The organism is Paracoccus sp. MBLB3053 (assembly GCF_031822435.1).
GTDB lineage: Bacteria > Pseudomonadota > Alphaproteobacteria > Rhodobacterales > Rhodobacteraceae > Paracoccus > Paracoccus aurantius.
The window spans coordinates 1,084,809-1,102,097 of the sequence record NZ_JAVQLW010000001.1 but is presented as its reverse complement, the minus strand read 5'-3'; the positions used below and the strand labels follow the sequence as shown (position 1 = coordinate 1,102,097).

At 62.3% G+C, this 17,289-nt stretch carries 15 protein-coding genes and 1 pseudogene; 15 read left to right on the top strand and 1 reads right to left on the bottom strand.

What is annotated here, in order from left to right; genetic code table 11:
- Positions 1-62: 62 nt before the first annotated feature.
- The 15 genes and pseudogenes from RGQ15_RS05545 to RGQ15_RS05475 all read left to right on the top strand — a co-directional run bounded on the left by RGQ15_RS05545 (position 63) and on the right by RGQ15_RS05475 (position 15,980).
- Positions 63-884: an ABC transporter permease gene (locus tag RGQ15_RS05545; RefSeq protein WP_311159225.1), complete on the top strand. Its 822-nt coding sequence runs from the start codon at positions 63-65 to the stop codon at positions 882-884.
- Between the two features lie 206 nt (positions 885-1,090).
- Complete coding sequence (dnaK, locus tag RGQ15_RS05540; RefSeq protein WP_311159224.1) at positions 1,091-3,004, top strand: molecular chaperone DnaK; 1,914 nt, start codon at positions 1,091-1,093, stop codon at positions 3,002-3,004.
- Positions 3,005-3,082: 78 nt separating this feature from the next.
- On the top strand, positions 3,083-4,249 hold the full coding sequence (gene dnaJ, locus RGQ15_RS05535) for a molecular chaperone DnaJ (protein ID WP_311159223.1): 1,167 nt from the start codon (positions 3,083-3,085) through the stop codon (positions 4,247-4,249).
- A gap of 57 nt (positions 4,250-4,306) precedes the next feature.
- Complete coding sequence (gene radC / locus RGQ15_RS05530) at positions 4,307-5,095, top strand: RadC family protein (RefSeq protein WP_311159222.1); 789 nt, start codon at positions 4,307-4,309, stop codon at positions 5,093-5,095.
- A gap of 210 nt (positions 5,096-5,305) precedes the next feature.
- On the top strand, positions 5,306-5,878 hold the full coding sequence (petA, locus tag RGQ15_RS05525) for a ubiquinol-cytochrome c reductase iron-sulfur subunit (protein ID WP_311161040.1): 573 nt from the start codon (positions 5,306-5,308) through the stop codon (positions 5,876-5,878).
- 10 nt (positions 5,879-5,888) lie between these two features.
- Complete coding sequence (gene petB / locus RGQ15_RS05520; protein WP_311159221.1) at positions 5,889-7,211, top strand: cytochrome b; 1,323 nt, start codon at positions 5,889-5,891, stop codon at positions 7,209-7,211.
- 585 nt (positions 7,212-7,796) lie between these two features.
- Positions 7,797-8,516, top strand: a pseudogene (locus RGQ15_RS05515) (cytochrome c1); the annotation flags it as partial.
- 118 nt (positions 8,517-8,634) lie between these two features.
- Positions 8,635-9,510, top strand: coding sequence for a ribokinase (locus RGQ15_RS05510; protein WP_311159220.1), 876 nt, complete (start codon positions 8,635-8,637; stop codon positions 9,508-9,510).
- 39 nt (positions 9,511-9,549) lie between these two features.
- The gene (locus tag RGQ15_RS05505) at positions 9,550-10,353 is read left to right on the top strand and encodes a S49 family peptidase (RefSeq protein WP_311159219.1); all 804 of its coding nucleotides are present in this window, start codon (positions 9,550-9,552) and stop codon (positions 10,351-10,353) included.
- A gap of 631 nt (positions 10,354-10,984) precedes the next feature.
- Positions 10,985-12,856: an excinuclease ABC subunit UvrC gene (uvrC, locus tag RGQ15_RS05500; protein ID WP_311159218.1), complete on the top strand. Its 1,872-nt coding sequence runs from the start codon at positions 10,985-10,987 to the stop codon at positions 12,854-12,856.
- Positions 12,857-13,168: 312 nt separating this feature from the next.
- On the top strand, positions 13,169-13,798 hold the full coding sequence (gene pgsA, locus RGQ15_RS05495) for a CDP-diacylglycerol--glycerol-3-phosphate 3-phosphatidyltransferase (RefSeq protein WP_311159217.1): 630 nt from the start codon (positions 13,169-13,171) through the stop codon (positions 13,796-13,798).
- Positions 13,794-14,039, top strand: coding sequence for a molybdopterin converting factor subunit 1 (moaD, locus tag RGQ15_RS05490; RefSeq protein ID WP_311161039.1), 246 nt, complete (start codon positions 13,794-13,796; stop codon positions 14,037-14,039). The genes pgsA and moaD overlap by 5 nt, the downstream gene beginning before the upstream one ends.
- A 1-nt stretch (position 14,040) precedes the next feature.
- The gene (locus RGQ15_RS05485) at positions 14,041-14,475 is read left to right on the top strand and encodes a molybdenum cofactor biosynthesis protein MoaE (protein ID WP_311159216.1); all 435 of its coding nucleotides are present in this window, start codon (positions 14,041-14,043) and stop codon (positions 14,473-14,475) included.
- A gap of 75 nt (positions 14,476-14,550) precedes the next feature.
- Positions 14,551-15,507: an acetyl-CoA carboxylase carboxyltransferase subunit alpha gene (locus RGQ15_RS05480; protein WP_311159215.1), complete on the top strand. Its 957-nt coding sequence runs from the start codon at positions 14,551-14,553 to the stop codon at positions 15,505-15,507.
- Complete coding sequence (locus RGQ15_RS05475; protein WP_311159214.1) at positions 15,504-15,980, top strand: GNAT family N-acetyltransferase; 477 nt, start codon at positions 15,504-15,506, stop codon at positions 15,978-15,980. The genes RGQ15_RS05480 and RGQ15_RS05475 overlap by 4 nt, the downstream gene beginning before the upstream one ends.
- A 31-nt stretch (positions 15,981-16,011) precedes the next feature.
- On the opposite strand, the gene RGQ15_RS05470 is transcribed toward RGQ15_RS05475, so the two are convergent.
- A complete protein-coding gene (locus RGQ15_RS05470; protein ID WP_311159213.1) occupies positions 16,012-17,280 on the bottom strand; it encodes a 4-aminobutyrate--2-oxoglutarate transaminase in 1,269 nt (422 codons plus the stop codon).
- Between the last annotated feature and the right edge of the window lie 9 nt (positions 17,281-17,289).

Below are 17,289 nucleotides of genomic sequence, written 5' to 3'. Positions count from 1 at the left end.
ATGATGCCACAGATTGCGCAGGGCAAGCTTCAGCAGTCCAGGCGCCTGAAACTGAGGCAATGATGTTCGTACAGCGCCGCAATCGCAACATGATCGAAGCAGCGTTCACCACGCTGGCACTGATCTACCACGTGACAGTGAACAATCTGAGGAAAAGCGACCGGAACGCCATCATCGGCCTGATGATGACGGTCGTGAAGTCTCTGACCATGATCGTCGGCTTCTATATGCTCTATGCGCTCATCGGGATCAGGGGCTCGCCGATCAGGGGAAACTTCATCCTCTACATCATGTCCGGCATCTTCATGTTCCTGACGCATACGCAAGCGATCGGCGCCGTTGCCGGCGCGGGCAATCCCACCAATCAGATGATGAAGCACGGGCCCCTCAACACGGCAGTGATGATCGCGGCCGCGGCGCTCGCCACGCTCTACAAGCAGACCTTTTCCGCGCTGGTCATTCTGGTCGCCTACAACTTCCTCATTGAGCCGATCCACATCGACAAGCCTCTGGCCTGCTACGCGATGTTGCTTCTGGCCTGGCTCTCGGGCTGCTGCATCGGACTGATCTTTCTGGCCTTCCGTCCGTGGTGGCCGCAAGGCACGCAGGTTCTCAGCACTTTCTATCAGCGCATGAACATGGTTTTCTCGGGCAAGATGTTCGTGGCAAATACGCTTTCCACCTCGATGCTGCACATCTTCACCTGGAACCCGCTGTTCCACATCATCGACCAGACGCGCGGCTTTGCCTTCATAAACTACTCGCCGCGCAACTCGTCGCTCGATTACGCGCTCTACAGCCTCGTGGCCCTTCTGATGATCGGGCTCATGGCGGAATTCGTGACGCGCAAGTCGGTTTCGATCAGCACGATGGCCGGCCGCTGAGCACAGACCTCTGCTGGATAAAATCCTTTGGATCTTGCTTGGACGCGGACCAAATTCCCGGTGACGGTCTGCTTGCAGGCCGTTTCTGCCCTTCCTATATAGCGCCATGAGTTCGGGGGCTTCTCCTCCGGTCAATCCAGGGATCGGGCTCTGGGGGCCTCTCGGGGACCCAAGGCCCAGAATATCGCCGCAAGAAAGGTTATTGCATGTCTAAAGTCATCGGCATCGACCTCGGGACCACCAACAGCTGCGTCGCCATCATGGATGGCAGCCAGCCCAAGGTCATCGAAAACTCGGAAGGCGCGCGCACGACCCCCTCGATCGTCGGGTTCACCGACAGCGAGCGTCTGGTCGGCCAGCCTGCCAAACGTCAGGCCGTCACGAACCCTTCGAATACCGTTTTCGCCGTCAAGCGACTGATCGGCCGCCGCACCACCGATGCGGAAGTTGAAAAGGACAAGAAGCTTGTCCCCTACGCCATCGTCGATGGCGGCAATGGTGACGCCTGGGTCGAAGTCCGCGGCGAGAAATATTCGCCGAGCCAGGTTTCCGCCTTCATCCTGCAAAAGATGAAGGAAACCGCCGAATCCTACCTGGGCGAGACGGTGACGCAGGCCGTCATCACGGTTCCGGCCTATTTCAACGACGCCCAGCGTCAGGCGACGAAAGACGCCGGCAAGATCGCGGGCCTCGAGGTTCTGCGCATCATCAACGAGCCGACCGCCGCCGCGCTGGCCTATGGCCTCGACAAGAAAGATTCGAAAACCATCGCCGTCTATGACCTTGGCGGCGGCACCTTCGACATCACCATTCTGGAAATCGACGACGGCCTCTTCGAGGTGAAATCGACCAACGGGGACACGTTCCTTGGCGGCGAAGACTTCGACATGCGCATCGTTAACTACCTGGCCGACGAGTTCAAGAAAGAGCACGGCGTCGACCTGACCAAGGACAAGATGGCCCTCCAGCGCCTGAAAGAGGCCGCCGAGAAAGCCAAGATCGAACTGTCCAGCTCGTCGCAGACCGAGATCAACCAGCCGTTCATCTCGATGGACAAGGACTCGGGCACGCCGCTGCACATGGTCATGAAACTGACCCGCGCCAAGCTGGAAAGCCTCGTCGCCGACCTGATCAAGCGCACCATCAAGCCGGTCCAGGACGCGCTGAAGGATGCCGGCCTGTCGAAAGGCGACATCGACGAGATCGTTCTCGTCGGCGGCATGACCCGGATGCCGAAGGTCATCGAGGCGGTCAGCGAGTTCTTCGGCAAGGAACCCCACAAGGGCGTGAACCCCGATGAGGTCGTGGCGCTTGGCGCGGCCATTCAGGCCGGCGTCCTGCAAGGCGACGTCAAGGACGTGGTCCTGCTCGACGTGACCCCGTTGTCCCTGGGCATCGAGACGCTGGGCGGTGTCTTCACCCGGCTGATCGACCGCAACACCACGATCCCGACCAAGAAGTCGCAGATCTTCTCGACCGCCGAGGACAACCAGAACGCCGTCACCATCCGCGTCTTCCAGGGTGAGCGCGAGATGGCCGCAGACAACAAGCTGCTCGGCCAGTTCAACCTCGAGGACATCCCGCCGGCCCCGCGCGGCATGCCGCAGATCGAGGTGACCTTCGACATCGACGCCAACGGCATCGTGTCAGTGTCTGCCAAGGACAAGGGCACCGGCAAGGAACAGAACATCACGATCCAGGCTTCGGGCGGTCTGTCCGACGAGGATATCGAGAAGATGGTCCGCGATGCCGAAGCCAATGCCGAGGCCGACAAGCAGCGCAAGGAACTGGTCGAGGCCCGTAACCAGGCCGAAAGCCTGATCCACTCGACCAAGAAATCGCTGGAAGAGCATGGCGACAAGGTTGACGGCTCGACGGTCGAGGTGATCGAGCTCGCCGTTGGTGCGCTGGAAGACGCGCTGAAGACCGAGGACGCCGGGAAGATCAAAGGCGGTATCCAGAACCTGATGGACGCCTCGATGAAGCTCGGCGAAGCGATTTACAAGGCCAGCCAGGCCGAAGGTGGCGACGCCGGCGAGGCCGATGAGCCCCGCTCGCGCGCAGATGACGACATTGTCGACGCCGATTTCGAAGACCTCGGCGAAGACAAGCGCAAGTAAGCGGATGTGAACGAACCAGCCGGCCCGCAGCGCCCAATGCGCGGGCCGGTTTTCTCTTGAAGGACCCCGGACGCGAACATGGCGAAACGTGACTATTACGAAGTGCTGGGTGTGGCTCGGGGCGCCTCGGCCGACGAGATCAAGAAAGCTTATCGGACCAAGGCAAAGCAGCTCCACCCGGACCGCAACAAGGATTGCAAGGTGTCGGAATCCGCGTTCAAGGAAGTGAACGAGGCTTACGACTGCCTGAAGGATGACCAGAAAAAGGCCGCCTATGACCGATTTGGTCACGCTGCCTTCGAAAATGGCGGCGGCTTCGGCGGCGGTTTCCGCGGCGCGAATGGCCAAGGCGATTTTGGATCGGCATTCGCCGATGTCTTCGAAGACCTGTTCGGCGACATGATGGGACGCCGAGCCGGCGGTGCGGGCGGACGCTCGCGCGCAACCCGCGGCCAGGACCTGCGATACAATCTGCGCGTCACGCTGGAAGAGGCCTTCACCGGCTCGCAGAAGACGATCAGCGTGCCCGGCTCGGTCGCCTGCGGCGCCTGCAACGGCACGGGTGCCGAAGGTGCTGTCGAGCCCACCACCTGTCCAACCTGTTCTGGAATGGGCCAGGTGCGCGCAAGCCAGGGCTTCTTCACCGTCGAACGCACCTGCCCGACCTGCAATGGCCAGGGCCAGATCGTCAAGAACCCGTGCAAGGAATGCCGCGGCGCCGGCCGGACCGAGCGAGAGCGCTCGCTTTCCGTCAACATTCCCGCTGGCGTCGAAACCGGTACTCGCATCCGGCTTGCCGGCGAGGGAGAGGCCGGGATGCGTGGCGGTCCCGCTGGCGATCTCTACATCTTCATCGACGTTCGCGAGCACCCGATCTTTATTCGCGACGGCCGGATGCTGGCCTGCCAGGTTCCCGTCAGCATGGTCACCGCCTCGCTTGGCGGGGAGATCGAGGTGCCGACAATCGACGGCGGCCGTTCACGCGTCAAGGTCCCGCCGGGCACCCAGTCCGGAAAGCAGTTGCGCCTTCGCGGCAAGGGCATGCCCCCGCTGCGCCACGGCCCCGGGCTGAACGGCGAGGCTGGCGACATGCTGATCGAACTTTCGGTCGAGACGCCGGTCAACCTGACCGCAAGGCAGCGCGAACTGCTGCGCGAATTCGAGGCCATCCAGGCTGACAACAGCCCTCAGACCCAAGGCTTCTTTCAGAAGATCAAGGGCTTCTGGGACGAGATGAAGGGCTGAGAAAGGGACGGGCCGCATTAACGGCCCGTTTACCGCCTTCATGGCAATCTTCGGGCCATGGGTCCGAATCGCTCCTTCGACGAAGCACATCTTCCGCTTTTCCCGGAATCAGCATCGGGAATGGGGGGCGACGAAGTGCCGCAGGCTGCCACTCTGCCGGCAGCTGGGCGGCTTCCAAGCTATATCTCGGATCATCGCGCCCGGTTGCGCGAGCGCTTCATGCAGGGCGGCGCGGCCGCGATGCCGGATTACGAACTTCTGGAACTGGTTCTTTTCCGCGCCATTCCACGACAGGACGTGAAGCCGCTGGCCCGGCTGTTGATTGATCGTTTCGGGGATTTCAACCGCGTTCTCTCAGCCCCGCCGGCCCGACTTGGCGAGGTCCAGGGTATTGGCCCGGCAGTCATACAGGAACTCAAGATCGTCGAGGCCGCGGCGCAGCGCCTTGCAAGATCACGGGTGATGCATCGCCCGGTGCTGACAAGCTGGGACGCTCTGCTTGACTATTGCCACACCGCCATGGCGCATCGCGAAATCGAGGAATTCCGCGTCCTTTACCTTGATCGCAAGAACGTGCTTGTCGCGGATGAGGAACAATCGCGCGGCACGGTCGACCATGTCCCCGTCTACCCGCGCGAGATCCTGCGACGAGCGATCGAACTTTCCGCAAGCGCGTTGATTCTCGTCCACAACCACCCATCTGGGGACCCGACCCCATCACAGGCCGATATTTCCATGACCAGCCGCATTTCGACTGCGGCCGAGATCATGGGAATCACCGTGCATGACCATCTCATCATCGGCAAGTCGCGTGAGCTGAGCTTTCGCGCCGAGGGGCTGCTATGAACGCCGGCAACCGCGACACGGGCCGTGCAGGAGGACGCAAGGCCGCAACCAAAATCCCACACTTGATCGAAGTTGCGACGCTTTGCCTTCCCCACCGCGCTAGACTGACAAAAATTTGACCGCTACAAACTCGCGAGGGAGGGGGACGTGAGGATCACGGCCCGCTCTGTCGTATCGCTCTTCCCGAGAGCAACAATGGAGATCAGACCCGTGTCCCACGCAGACGACCACGCAGGAGACAGCGGCGCCACCCGGAGGGATTTCCTCTATTTCGCGACGGCCGGAGCAGGCACGGTCGCGGTCGGCGCTGCAGCCTGGACCCTTGTGAACCAGATGAACCCTTCGGCCGATGTCCAGGCACTCGCCTCGATCCAGGTCGATGTGAGCGGTGTCGAAACCGGCACGCAACTCACGGTCAAATGGCTTGGCAAGCCCGTGTTCATCCGCCGCCGGACCGAGCAGGAGATCCAGCAGGGCCGCGAGGTCGATCTCAATGAGCTGATCGACCCAAGTGCAGAGAACGAGAACAAGCCGAACGAACCCGCCCTTGATGAAAACCGGACACTCGACGAGGCCGGGGAATGGCTAGTGATGCTCGGGGTGTGCACGCATCTCGGCTGCGTGCCGATCGGCGATGGGGCGGGCGATTTCGGCGGCTGGTTCTGTCCATGCCACGGCAGCCACTACGATACGGCAGGCCGCATTCGCAAGGGCCCGGCGCCGCAGAACCTGCACATTCCGGTTGCTTCTTTCGTCAACGATACCACCATCCAGTTGGGCTGAGGAGGCGCATATGGCCGGAATTCCCCACGACCATTACGAGCCGAAATCGGCACCCGAAAAATGGCTGCACCGTCGCCTGCCGATCATCAGCCTGCTTTACGACACGATCCTGATCCCCACCCCCAAGAACCTGAACTGGTGGTGGATCTGGGGCATCGTGCTGGCTTTCTGCCTTGTCATGCAGATCGCGACCGGCGTCGTCCTGGTGATGCATTACACGCCGCATGTCGATCAGGCCTTCGCCTCGGTAGAACACATCATGCGTGACGTGAATGGCGGCTACATGCTGCGCTACCTGCATGCGAACGGCGCCTCGCTCTTCTTCCTCGCCGTTTACATCCACATCTTCCGCGGTCTTTATTACGGCAGCTACAAGGCCCCGCGCGAGGTCACCTGGATCGTGGGCATGCTCATTTACCTGATGATGATGGGCACGGCCTTCATGGGCTATGTTCTGCCCTGGGGGCAGATGTCCTTCTGGGGTGCGACGGTGATCACCGGCCTTTTCGGCGCGATTCCGGGCATTGGCCAGTCGATCCAGACCTGGCTTCTGGGCGGGCCTGCGGTCGACAATGCAACGCTGAACCGCTTCTTCTCACTGCATTACCTGCTGCCCTTCGTGATCGCGGCGCTGGTCATCGTCCATATCTGGGCCTTCCACACCACCGGCAACAACAACCCGACGGGCGTCGAGGTCCGCCGTGGATCGAAGGAAGAAGCGAAAAAGGACACCCTGCCTTTCTGGCCCTATTTCGTCATCAAGGATTTCGTGGGTCTTGCGATCGTGCTCGTGATCTTCTTCGCGGTCGTGGGCTTCATGCCGAATTATCTGGGCCACCCGGACAACTATATCGAGGCAAACCCACTGGCCACGCCTGCACATATCGTGCCCGAGTGGTACTTCCTTCCCTTCTACGCCATCCTGCGCGCCTTCACCGCCGATGTCTGGATCGTGCAGCTTGTGAATTGGCTGTCCTTCCGCATCATCGACGCCAAGTTTTTCGGCGTGCTGGCCATGTTCGGTGCAATCCTCGTCATGGCGCTGGTGCCTTGGCTGGACACCTCGCGCGTCCGCTCGGGCCGGTTCCGTCCGCTGTTCAAGTGGTGGTTCTGGATTCTGGCCGTGGATTTCGTCGTTCTGATGTGGGTGGGCGCGATGCCGGCCGAAGGGATCTATCCCTATATCGCGCTGGCTGGGGCGGCCTATTGGTTCGCCTATTTCCTCGTGATTCTTCCCTTGCTCGGCATCATCGAAAAACCTGATCCGATGCCCTCGACCATCGAGGAAGACTTCAACGCCCACTATGGCGCCAAATCTCATCCGGCCGAGTAAGGAGACGCAACGATGACCCTGAGAAATGCATCGCTCACGGCTGTTGCAGCTCTGACGGTTGCCCTGGCCGGTGGCGCTGTGGCGCAAGACAGCTCCACCGCGCCGGGCACCACTGCGCCGGCTGGTTCGAGCTATCATACCGGCACGGCACCCGCACCCGCACCCGCACCCGCACCCGCACCGGAAGCAGAAGCACCGGCAGAGGCAAGCAGCGCAGCCGCGGGGGAGCCCGCGACGGAAACAGCGGCGGAGCCCGCTACGGTTGCAGAGCCGGAGGCCCAGCCGGAAACGCAAGCGGCCGCCGCGCAAGCGCCTGCCGAAGCTCCGGTGGAAGCCGCGCCTGCCGAAGCCGAACCTGCGGAAACCGCTCCGGCCCAGGCAAATCCGACCGAGGCAGAGCCTGCCGAAACTGCTTCCGACAACCCTGCCCCCGCAGCAGATGAACCTGCGGAGGAAGCAGCAGCTCCTGAAACGCCGGAAGCGGCTGATCCGGCAGCGGTCGAGACCGCAGAGGCCCCGGTTGCGGCAGAAGATGAACATGCCGTTGGCGAAGGCGAGCATGAAGAAGAGACCGGCTCACACGCTGCCGCGCATATCGAGGACATCTCGTTCAGCTTCGAGGGCCCGTTCGGCAGCTACGACCAGTTCCAACTGCAGCGTGGTCTGCAGGTCTACACCGAGGTTTGCGCAGCATGCCACGGGCTGCGCTATGTTCCGTTGCGCACGCTTGGCGACAGCGGCGGCCCGGGCCTGCCCGAAGATCAGGTGCGCGCCTATGCCGCCAACCTCGACATCACCGACGCAGAGACCGGAGAAGATCGCCCGCGCGTTCCGACCGACCATTTCCCGACCATCCTGGACGAAGGCATGGGCCCGGACCTGTCGCTGATGGCCAAGGCGCGCTCTGGCTTCCATGGCCCTTACGGCACGGGCATCACCCAGTTCTTCCGTGGCATCGGGGGGCCGGAATATATCCATGCCGTCCTGACCGGCTATGATGGGGAAAGCAAGGACGAGGCAGGCAGCACCTTCTATCACAACTCGGCCTTTCCGTCCGGCTGGATCAAGATGCCGCCTCCGCTGTCCGACGATCTGGTCACCTACGAGGATGGCACGGAAGCCAGCGTCGACCAGATGGCACGCGATGTCTCCGCCTTCCTGATGTGGACAGCCGAACCCAAGATGATGGCGCGCAAGCAGGTCGGGATGGCATCGGTGATCTTCCTCATCTTGCTGGCCTCGCTCCTCTACCTGACCAACAAGAAGCTTTGGTGGCCGATCAAGCACGGTCGCAAGCCCGAGTAAGACATACCCGGAACGCGGGGAAAGGACGCGCCCTCCGGGGCGCGTTTCACATTTCACCGACTGGACAATCCAGGGGCATAGGGGCCAGATAACCCTCCAGCGCATTGGAGACCCGGCGATGACGATCTACAATCTCGGCTCGATCAATATCGACCATGTCTATCGGCTGGCGAACCTGCCCCGATCGGGCGAGACGATCCATTCGCTTGATTTGTCGCACGGGCTTGGCGGCAAGGGCGCGAACCAGTCGGTTGCTGCGGCCCGTGCAGGCGCGCAGGTGATCCATCTTGGTGCGATGGGCACGGGCGATGGCTGGGTGCTTGACAGGCTCGGCAATGCCGGCGTGGAAACGGATCGCATTGCCCGGCTGGCCGATCACGCAACCGGACATGCGATCATCCTGGTCGACCGGTCTGCCGAGAATTCGATTATCCTTCATGGCGGCGCCAATCGCGCCTTACCCGAAGATTCGGTCCGCCGCGATCTCTCTGCCATCGGGCCGGGTGACATCCTGCTGATGCAGAACGAAACGAACCTGCAGGTGGAAGCGGCGAGCCAGGCACGGGCGGCAGGCGCGACCGTGATCTATTCCGCAGCCCCCTTCGAGCTCGCCGCCCTGCGCGAAGTCCTGCCGCATGTCTCGATCCTTGCCGTCAACGAAGGCGAGGCCGCAGAGACCTTCGCAGCGTTTGGCGAGCACCTGCCCGTTGAGGGCGTGCTGATCACGCGCGGGGCGGCAGGCGCCGAATTTCGCGATCTGATAAACGCAAAGACCCATCACCAGTCGGCCTATCGCGTCTCGGCCATCGACACGACCGGAGCCGGCGACTGTTTTGCCGGCTGGTTTGCAGCGGGGCTTTCCCGTGGAGAGGACATTCCGACCGCGCTCCGCCATGCTGCGGCCGCAGCGGCCGTCCAGGTCACCAGGCCGGGCGCGGGCGATGCCATGCCTGACCGCGCCGACGTCCTGGCCTTCCTTGAATCAACCGTCTAGCGCTTGCCGACTCCGCCTTCCGTTCCTATCTGGAAACGCATGCAAATTCCCTTTCTCAATCGCCCCGCCACAGTTGCAGTCATCCGCCTTCAGGGCGTCATTGGTGCATCGGGGCGGACCACCGGTGCCGGGATGTCGGATGCAGCCCTGGCGCCGCTGCTCGAACGAGCCTTCAAGCGCCGCAAGCCGGTCGCCGTCGCCCTCGCGCTCAATTCTCCTGGCGGTTCTCCGGTTCAGTCGAGCCTGATCGGCGCCCGTATTCGCCGCCTGTCCGAAGAACACGAGGTGCCCGTCCATGCCTTCGTCGAGGATGTCGCGGCATCTGGCGGCTACTGGCTTGCGTCGGCCGCGGATTATATCTGGGCGGATGAGAGTTCGGTGCTCGGCTCGATCGGCGTCATATCGGCGGGTTTCGGATTTTCAGACCTGATCCAGCGCTATGGCATCGAACGCCGGGTCCACACCGCCGGGCAGTCGAAATCCCTGCTCGACCCCTTCCGCCCCGAGAAACCCGAAGATGTAGAACGGCTGAACCGCATTCTTCTTCCGATCCATGAGGCGTTCAAGGACCAGATCAGGTCACGACGCGGCGGCCGGCTGCCGCAGGATCTGGACCTGTTCACCGGCGATATATGGACGGGACGAGAGGCCGTATCCCTTGGCCTGGCCGACGGGATTGCGCATCTGGTCCCAAAGATGCGAGAGCTCTATGGCAAGAAGGTGCGGTTCCAGACCTATGGTCAGCGCAGTTCGCTGCTGCGCCGGTTGGGGCTTTCGGCCGGCGATGTCATGGAGACGATCGAAGAGCGGGTCGAATTCGCCCGCTTTGATGCGAGGGGCTGATGATCAAGACCGTAATCCTTTGCCTGCTCGTAATCTGCATCCTCGCGCTCATGGCCGGGCCAGGCGTGCGGCGCATCATCGCGCGCATTCTCGGCATTCCCCACAAGTGACGTGTCTGTCGCGCGAAACCGCGCGATAGCTGCTTTCCTCGCGGCTGAACGACAGCGCGAACGGGTCCGATTGCGCCAATTCTGGATCTGCCCGGATCGAAGTTCAGCCAACCGATCATGTGGATCGAGGAGTTCCTACCCGACAGCACATGCAATCGCACGGATAATCCGGGTTGACGGACTTGTCGTGACGTCGAGCCTACCATTCTAGGATTGGTGTCTGCGGGGCTTGCAAGCGCGACAAGTTGTCCACCTCGCCGTTAACCTTCGCAATAAGTTCACGATTCTGACAGTGTTTTCATACGATTGTTGCGGGCATAAAAAATAATGAGCAAAATCAATATGATGCAAAACTGCGTATTTTTTCGGCAAGTCAATGAATCCCCAATAAACGCTTGGCGAAGCTATGATGCCCCCAAGGACACCCACAGACTTATCCACAGATTCCGTGGACAGGATTCATCTTGATCTTCGGTTCGCAAACTTGCAGCCGGATTCGGGAATCATTTTATTGACAGGCCATGACTGATTCTTCTCATACGGCGCCGCCGCCCAAAACGGGGCAGTCGCTGATCCATGGATATCTGAAAACGCTCGACGCTTCGCCGGGCGTGTATCGCATGCTCGATGCCCAGGGCGCAGTGCTCTATGTCGGCAAGGCGCGCAACCTCAAGGCACGCGTTTCGAACTATGCCCGCGGCACGGGACATTCGGCGCGCATCGCGCGGATGATCCGTGAAACCTGTTCGATGATGTTCCTGACCACGCGCACCGAGACCGAGGCGCTGCTGCTGGAACAGAACCTGATCAAGCAACTGAAGCCGCGCTACAACGTGCTTCTGCGCGACGACAAATCCTTTCCGAACATTCTGGTCGCCAAGTCCCATCCCTTTGCCCAGATCAAGAAACATCGGGGCGCGAAATCGGAAAAGGGCGACTATTACGGCCCCTTCGCCAGCGCTGGCGCGGTCAACCGGACCCTGAACCAGTTGCAGCGGGTCTTCCTGCTGCGCTCCTGCACGGATGCGACATTTTCCAGCCGGACCCGGCCATGCCTTCTTTACCAGATCAAGCGCTGCGCCGCGCCCTGTGTCGGGCGGATCGAACTTGAAGACTACAATTCCCTCGTTTCCGATGCCGAGCTTTTCCTGCGCGGCAAGACGACCCGTATCCAGGCCGATCTTGCGCGCGAGATGACCGAGGCCAGCGAGGCCATGGAATACGAACGCGCAGCCGCCTTGCGTGACCGGATCAAGGCGCTGACCGCTGTCCAGTCGGTACAGGCGATCAACCCTCGCGGCGTGCCCGAAGCCGATGTCATCGCGCTGCATATCGAGGGCGGGCAGGCCTGCGTCCAGGTCTTCTTCATCCGTGCCAACCAAAGCTGGGGGAACCGCGACTTCTATCCCAAGCTCAACGGAGTCGAATCCTCAGATGAGGTGATGCAGGCGTTCCTTGCCCAGTTCTATGACGGCAAGGTGCCGCCGCGCATGATCCTGTTGTCGCACGGAATCGAGGACCCCGACCTCATGGCCGAGGTTCTGACCGAGCGTGCCGGTCGAAAGGTCGTTCTGGGCGTGCCTCAGCGCGGCGAGAAGGCCGAGTTGGTCGAGAACGCCCTGCGCAATGCGCGTGAAAGCCTTGCGCGCCGCATGTCGGAAAGCGCGGCGCAGCAGCGCCTGCTGGAAGGCCTGGCCGAGGCATTCGATCTGCCTGCGCCGCCGCAACGCATCGAGATCTATGACAACAGCCACATCCAGGGGACGAATGCGGTCGGCGGCATGGTCGTTTCGGGCCCCGAAGGCTGGATCAAGAGCCAGTATCGCAAGTTCAACATCAAGGGCACCGAAATCACGCCGGGCGACGATTTCGGCATGATGAAGGAAGTGCTTACCCGCCGCTTTTCCCGCCTTCTGAAAGAGGACCCCGATCGCGAAACAGAGGCATGGCCCGATCTGCTGCTGATCGACGGCGGCGCGGGTCAGGTTTCGGCAGTGCATGAGATCATGGCCGAGATGGGGGTTGAGGACATCCCCATGGTCGGCGTCGCCAAGGGCGAGGATCGCGACCACGGCAAGGAAGAGTTCCACCGCCCCGGCCAGCGCCCGTTTGCCCTGCGCATGAACGACCCGGTGCTGTATTTCGTTCAGCGCATGCGGGACGAGGCCCATCGCTGGGCCATCGGCACGCATCGTGCGAAACGGGCCAAGGCGGCGATGGCGAACCCGCTGGACGAGATCGCCGGGGTTGGCGCGGCCCGCAAGCGCGCGCTGCTTGCGCATTTCGGCAGCGCAAAGGCCGTGTCGCGTGCGGGTCTTGCCGATCTCGTCGCGGTCGAGGGAATCAGCGAGGCTCTGGCCCAGAAGATCGTCGATCATTTCCAGCAGGGTTGAGAGCCGCAGGAACTTCGCGATCGGTCGTTGAAGAACGGCCGCGCTGCCGCGCCCGAGATCAGCTCTCAGGGGGGAACTCGGAAAGCAGAGTCGACCGGGTCGGCCGCCTTTTGCCCCGTTCAAACGCCTGGGGTTTTTCGGGGCTCGGTTGGAAGGCGGCTCGATGGCAAGATCGTTGCCGCCGTCCGCGAAATGCGTAACGTACAGGTCATGTCCGCGATCGCGAAGCCAGACCCGGCCCGATTGCATTTCTTTGCGAGCAGGGCGCCTCGACCCTTCCCCCGGCGCACAGGACAGCCTAGATTGCCGCCCATGCGCTGGACATTGCCCAATATACTGACACTTCTGCGGCTGGTCGCCGCGCCCCTCGTGCCGCTGATGTTCTTTTTCCTCAGCCGGCCGCTTGCAGATTTCGCGGCCCTGGCCCTGTTCCTGATCGCCGCGATCACCGACTGGTTCGATGGCTACCTGGCCCGTGCCTGGGGTCAGGAAAGCCGGTTTGGCGCGGCCATGGACCCTATTGCGGACAAGGCGATGGTGATCATCGCCGTCGTGGTGATTACCGGCTATTCCGGAATGAACCCCTGGCTTATCCTGCCGGCGACCGTCATCCTGTTCCGCGAGGTCTTCGTATCGGGTCTGCGCGAGTATCTCGGCGACAAGTCGCGGATGCTGAAGGTAACCAAGCTCGCGAAATGGAAGACCACTGCGCAGATGACCGCCATCGCCGTGCTCTTCCTCGGCACCGGCCTGAATTATTACGAAGTCGGCCACCCTCCGCAGGTCGGCGAAACGCGCCTGCCCTGGTCGGACAACTGGTCGGATCTGGCGACGCAGGCCGGGCTCTTGCTGTTCTGGATCGCCGCGTTGCTGACGGCGATCACCGGGTGGGACTATTTCGACAAGACCCGGCCATTCCTGAGGGATGGCAATGGTTATTGACGTGCTCTACTTCGCATGGCTGCGCGAACGCGTCGGCCACCCACGCGAGCGGATCGAGACCAGGGCCGGCAACATCCGCGAACTGGTCGCTGAGCTTGCCGCCATGGACGAATGGCACGCAGCCGCGCTGGCCGATCTTTCGGCGGTGCGCGTGGCGGTCGACCAGGAATTGGCCGATCTGGACACGGAACTTTCCGGTGCGCGGGAAGTCGCCTTCTTTCCGCCCATGACAGGCGGCTGAGATGTCGGCACGCGTCCAGACCGAAGCTTTCGAAATCGGCACCGAACTTGCGGGCTTCGGGCATGGCGCAGGGGCAATCGTGACCTTTTCGGGGCTTGTGCGCGACGAAGGCGGCCGTCTGGTAGCGCTGGAGATCGAACATTACCCCGGCATGACCGAAAAATCGCTCGAGGCGCATGGCAAGGCGGCGGCCGAGCGCTTCGGCCTCATCGACTGGATCATCATCCATCGCCATGGCAGGCTGGAGGTCGGCGAGCCGATCATGATGGTGGCGACCGCTGCCCGCCATCGCGCCGCAGCCTTCGAAGGGGCCGAGTTCCTAATGGACTGGCTCAAGTCACGCGCGCCCTTCTGGAAGCGCGAAATCACCCTCGAAGGGCCGGGCGACTGGGTCGAGGCCAGCGTGTCCGACGAAGACGCCCTGACCCGGTGGTGAGCCACAAGTTGCAATCCTGCAGCTTGACGATCATATAGACGCCGAACCCGACCGGATGACGACGCGGAGCAGTGAATGACCTATCTCGAGTTCGAAAAGCCTCTTGCCGATCTTGAAGGCAAGGCGGAAGAGCTGCGCGTGCTTGCCCGCAAGGGCGAAGGCGTGGACCTGGAAAAAGAGGCCGCCGCGCTCGACAAGAAGGCCGAGGAGATGCTGCGCGACCTTTACAAGCAGCTCGATCCCTGGCGCAAGACGCAGGTGGCCCGCCACCCCGAGCGTCCGCATTGCCGCGATTACATCGCGGCGCTGTTCAGCGAATATACCCCGCTTGCCGGCGACCGCGCCTTTGGCGAGGATCATGCCGTCATGGGCGGGCTTGCCCGGTTCCGCGATCAGGCCTGCGTGGTGATCGGCCATGAAAAGGGCAATGACACAAAGTCCCGGCTGACCCACAATTTCGGCATGGCGCGTCCCGAGGGTTACCGCAAGGCGATCCGCCTGATGGATCTGGCCGACCGGTTCCGTCTTCCGGTAATCTCGCTCGTCGACACCCCCGGCGCCTATCCCGGCAAGGGCGCGGAAGAGCGCGGCCAGTCCGAGGCCATCGCGCGTTCGACCGAGAAATGCCTGCAGATCGGCGTCCCGCTGGTCTCGGTGGTGATCGGTGAAGGTGGTTCGGGCGGCGCCGTCGCCTTTGCAACCGCCAACCGCATCGCCATGCTCGAGCATTCGATCTATTCGGTGATCTCGCCCGAAGGCTGCGCCTCGATCCTGTGGAAGGATGCCGAGAAAATGCGCGAGGCGGCCCATGCACTGAAGCTGACCGCGCAGGATCTGAAGAAGCTGGAAGTGGTCGACCGCATCATCCCCGAACCGATGGGTGGAGCGCAACGCGCCCCAATGGAAGCCATCACGGCCGTCGGCGACGCCATTGCCGAGATGCTGGCCGAGTTCGAAGGCAAGAAGCCGTCCGAGATCATCAAGGACCGGCGCCAGAAGTTCCTGCAGATGGGCTCGAAGGCCCTGGCGTGATCGGGAACAGCCGGATCGACGGTTTCGCGATCCGACGGGCATGCCCCGAGGACGAAGCCGCCATCCGGCACTGCGCCGAAACCGCCTTTGCGCGCTATGTGCCAAGGATGGGACGGCGCCCCGCACCGATGGACGTGGATTTCGAGCGTCACATCGGGGCCGGAGAGGTCCATGCCGCGCTCGACCTGGAACAGGCGCTTCTGGGCTATGTCATCCTGATCGCGCGACCCGATCACCTTCTGCTCGACAGCCTTGCCGTCCTGCCCGAGGCAAAGGGCATGGGACTGGGCAAGGCCCTACTTGCCTTTTGCGAAGACGAAACCCGGCGCCAGGGCTTCGACGAGATCCGGCTTTATACGAATGCCCGGATGACCGAGAACCTGACGCTGTACCCTCATTTCGGATATGTCGAAACCGATCGGCGCCGAGACGAGGGCTTCGACCGCGTCTTCTTCCGCAAAAAGCTGGGCTGAAGGGCAAGACGCCCTTCTGCCCGATGCTGCGTCAGGCGCGGGCCGCGCGGATCGAAACTTCGAGAAGATCCAGCGCCTCGTCGAATACCCCGTCAGGGATCGTCAGCGGGGCAAGGAAACGGATCACATTTCCATAGACCCCGCAAGTCAGCAGGATCAGGTTGCGCGACAAGGCTTCTTCCCGCACGCGGTTCGCCATTTCGGGATTGGGCTTGTCACTGCCCGCGACATTGAATTCGACGGCATTCATGAAGCCGGGGCCGCGAATATCGACAATCTCGGGAACGTCGTCGCGCAGACCGGCAAGACGCTGCTTCAGCCGCTGGCCAAGCCGGGTGGCCCGGTCGCACAGCGCCTCGTCCTCGATCACGTCCAGCACCGCATGTGCTGCGGCAACCGCAAGCGGGTTCCCGGCATAGGTGCCGCCAAGACCGCCCGGTGCGGGGCTGTCCATGACCTCGACCCGGCCCGTGACCGCGCTGATCGGCAAACCGCCCCCCAGCCCCTTGGCCATGGTGGTGATGTCGGCCGCGACACCATGATGTTCCATCGCAAACAGCCTGCCAGTCCGGGCGAACCCGGTCTGGACCTCGTCGGCGATCAGAAGGATCGAATACTGGTCGCAGATTTCCCGAAGGCGCTGCATGAAGCCCGACGGCGCTTCATAGAAACCACCCTCCCCCTGCACCGGCTCGACGATGATCGCGGCAACGCGCGACGGGTCGATATCGGCCTTGAACAGTCGGTCGAGCGAGGCCAGCGCCTCATCCTGCGAGACGCCGTGCAGATCGTTGGGGAAAGGCAGGTGCCAGACATCGTTCATCATCGGCCCGAAACCGGCCTTGTAGGGCTGCACCTTGCCGGTCAGCGACATGCCCATGAAGGTCCGGCCATGAAACCCGCCCGCAAAGGCCACGATACCGGCGCGCCCGGTATAGTGGCGCGCGATCTTGATCGCATTCTCGACCGCCTCGGCCCCGGTCGTGTAAAACGCCGTCTTCTTGGGCCAGTCACCTGGCACGGCTGCGTTCAGACGCTCGGCCAGCGCGACGTAATTTTCATAAGGCACGACCTGGTGGCACGTATGCGTGAAGCGGTCGAGCTGCGCCTTGACCGCCTCGATCACCCGCGGATGGCGGTGGCCGGTATTGACGACAGCGATCCCCGCCGCGAAGTCGATATAGCGGTTCCCGTCCTTGTCCCAGATCTCGGCGTTTTCGGCACGGTCGGCATAGATCTGCGTCGTCATGCCGACGCCGCGCGAGATGGCGGCATTCTTGCGGTCGGTCAGGCTGGTCATGGGCCTCTC

Bases quoted from the DNA above. Each gene is read 5' to 3' on its own strand.
- RGQ15_RS05485 (WP_311159216.1), top strand. From the start codon at position 14,041: ATGTCGGCACGCGTCCAGACCGAAGCTTTCGAAATCGGCACCGAACTT.
- RGQ15_RS05470 (WP_311159213.1), bottom strand. From the start codon at position 17,280: ATGACCAGCCTGACCGACCGCAAGAATGCCGCCATCTCGCGCGGCGTC.
- uvrC (WP_311159218.1), top strand. From the start codon at position 10,985: ATGACTGATTCTTCTCATACGGCGCCGCCGCCCAAAACGGGGCAGTCG.
- dnaJ (WP_311159223.1), top strand. From the start codon at position 3,083: ATGGCGAAACGTGACTATTACGAAGTGCTGGGTGTGGCTCGGGGCGCC.
- pgsA (WP_311159217.1), top strand. From the start codon at position 13,169: ATGCGCTGGACATTGCCCAATATACTGACACTTCTGCGGCTGGTCGCC.
- RGQ15_RS05505 (WP_311159219.1), top strand. From the start codon at position 9,550: ATGCAAATTCCCTTTCTCAATCGCCCCGCCACAGTTGCAGTCATCCGC.
- petB (WP_311159221.1), top strand. From the start codon at position 5,889: ATGGCCGGAATTCCCCACGACCATTACGAGCCGAAATCGGCACCCGAA.
- RGQ15_RS05545 (WP_311159225.1), top strand. From the start codon at position 63: ATGTTCGTACAGCGCCGCAATCGCAACATGATCGAAGCAGCGTTCACC.
- radC (WP_311159222.1), top strand. From the start codon at position 4,307: ATGGGTCCGAATCGCTCCTTCGACGAAGCACATCTTCCGCTTTTCCCG.
- dnaK (WP_311159224.1), top strand. From the start codon at position 1,091: ATGTCTAAAGTCATCGGCATCGACCTCGGGACCACCAACAGCTGCGTC.
- RGQ15_RS05480 (WP_311159215.1), top strand. From the start codon at position 14,551: ATGACCTATCTCGAGTTCGAAAAGCCTCTTGCCGATCTTGAAGGCAAG.
- RGQ15_RS05510 (WP_311159220.1), top strand. From the start codon at position 8,635: ATGACGATCTACAATCTCGGCTCGATCAATATCGACCATGTCTATCGG.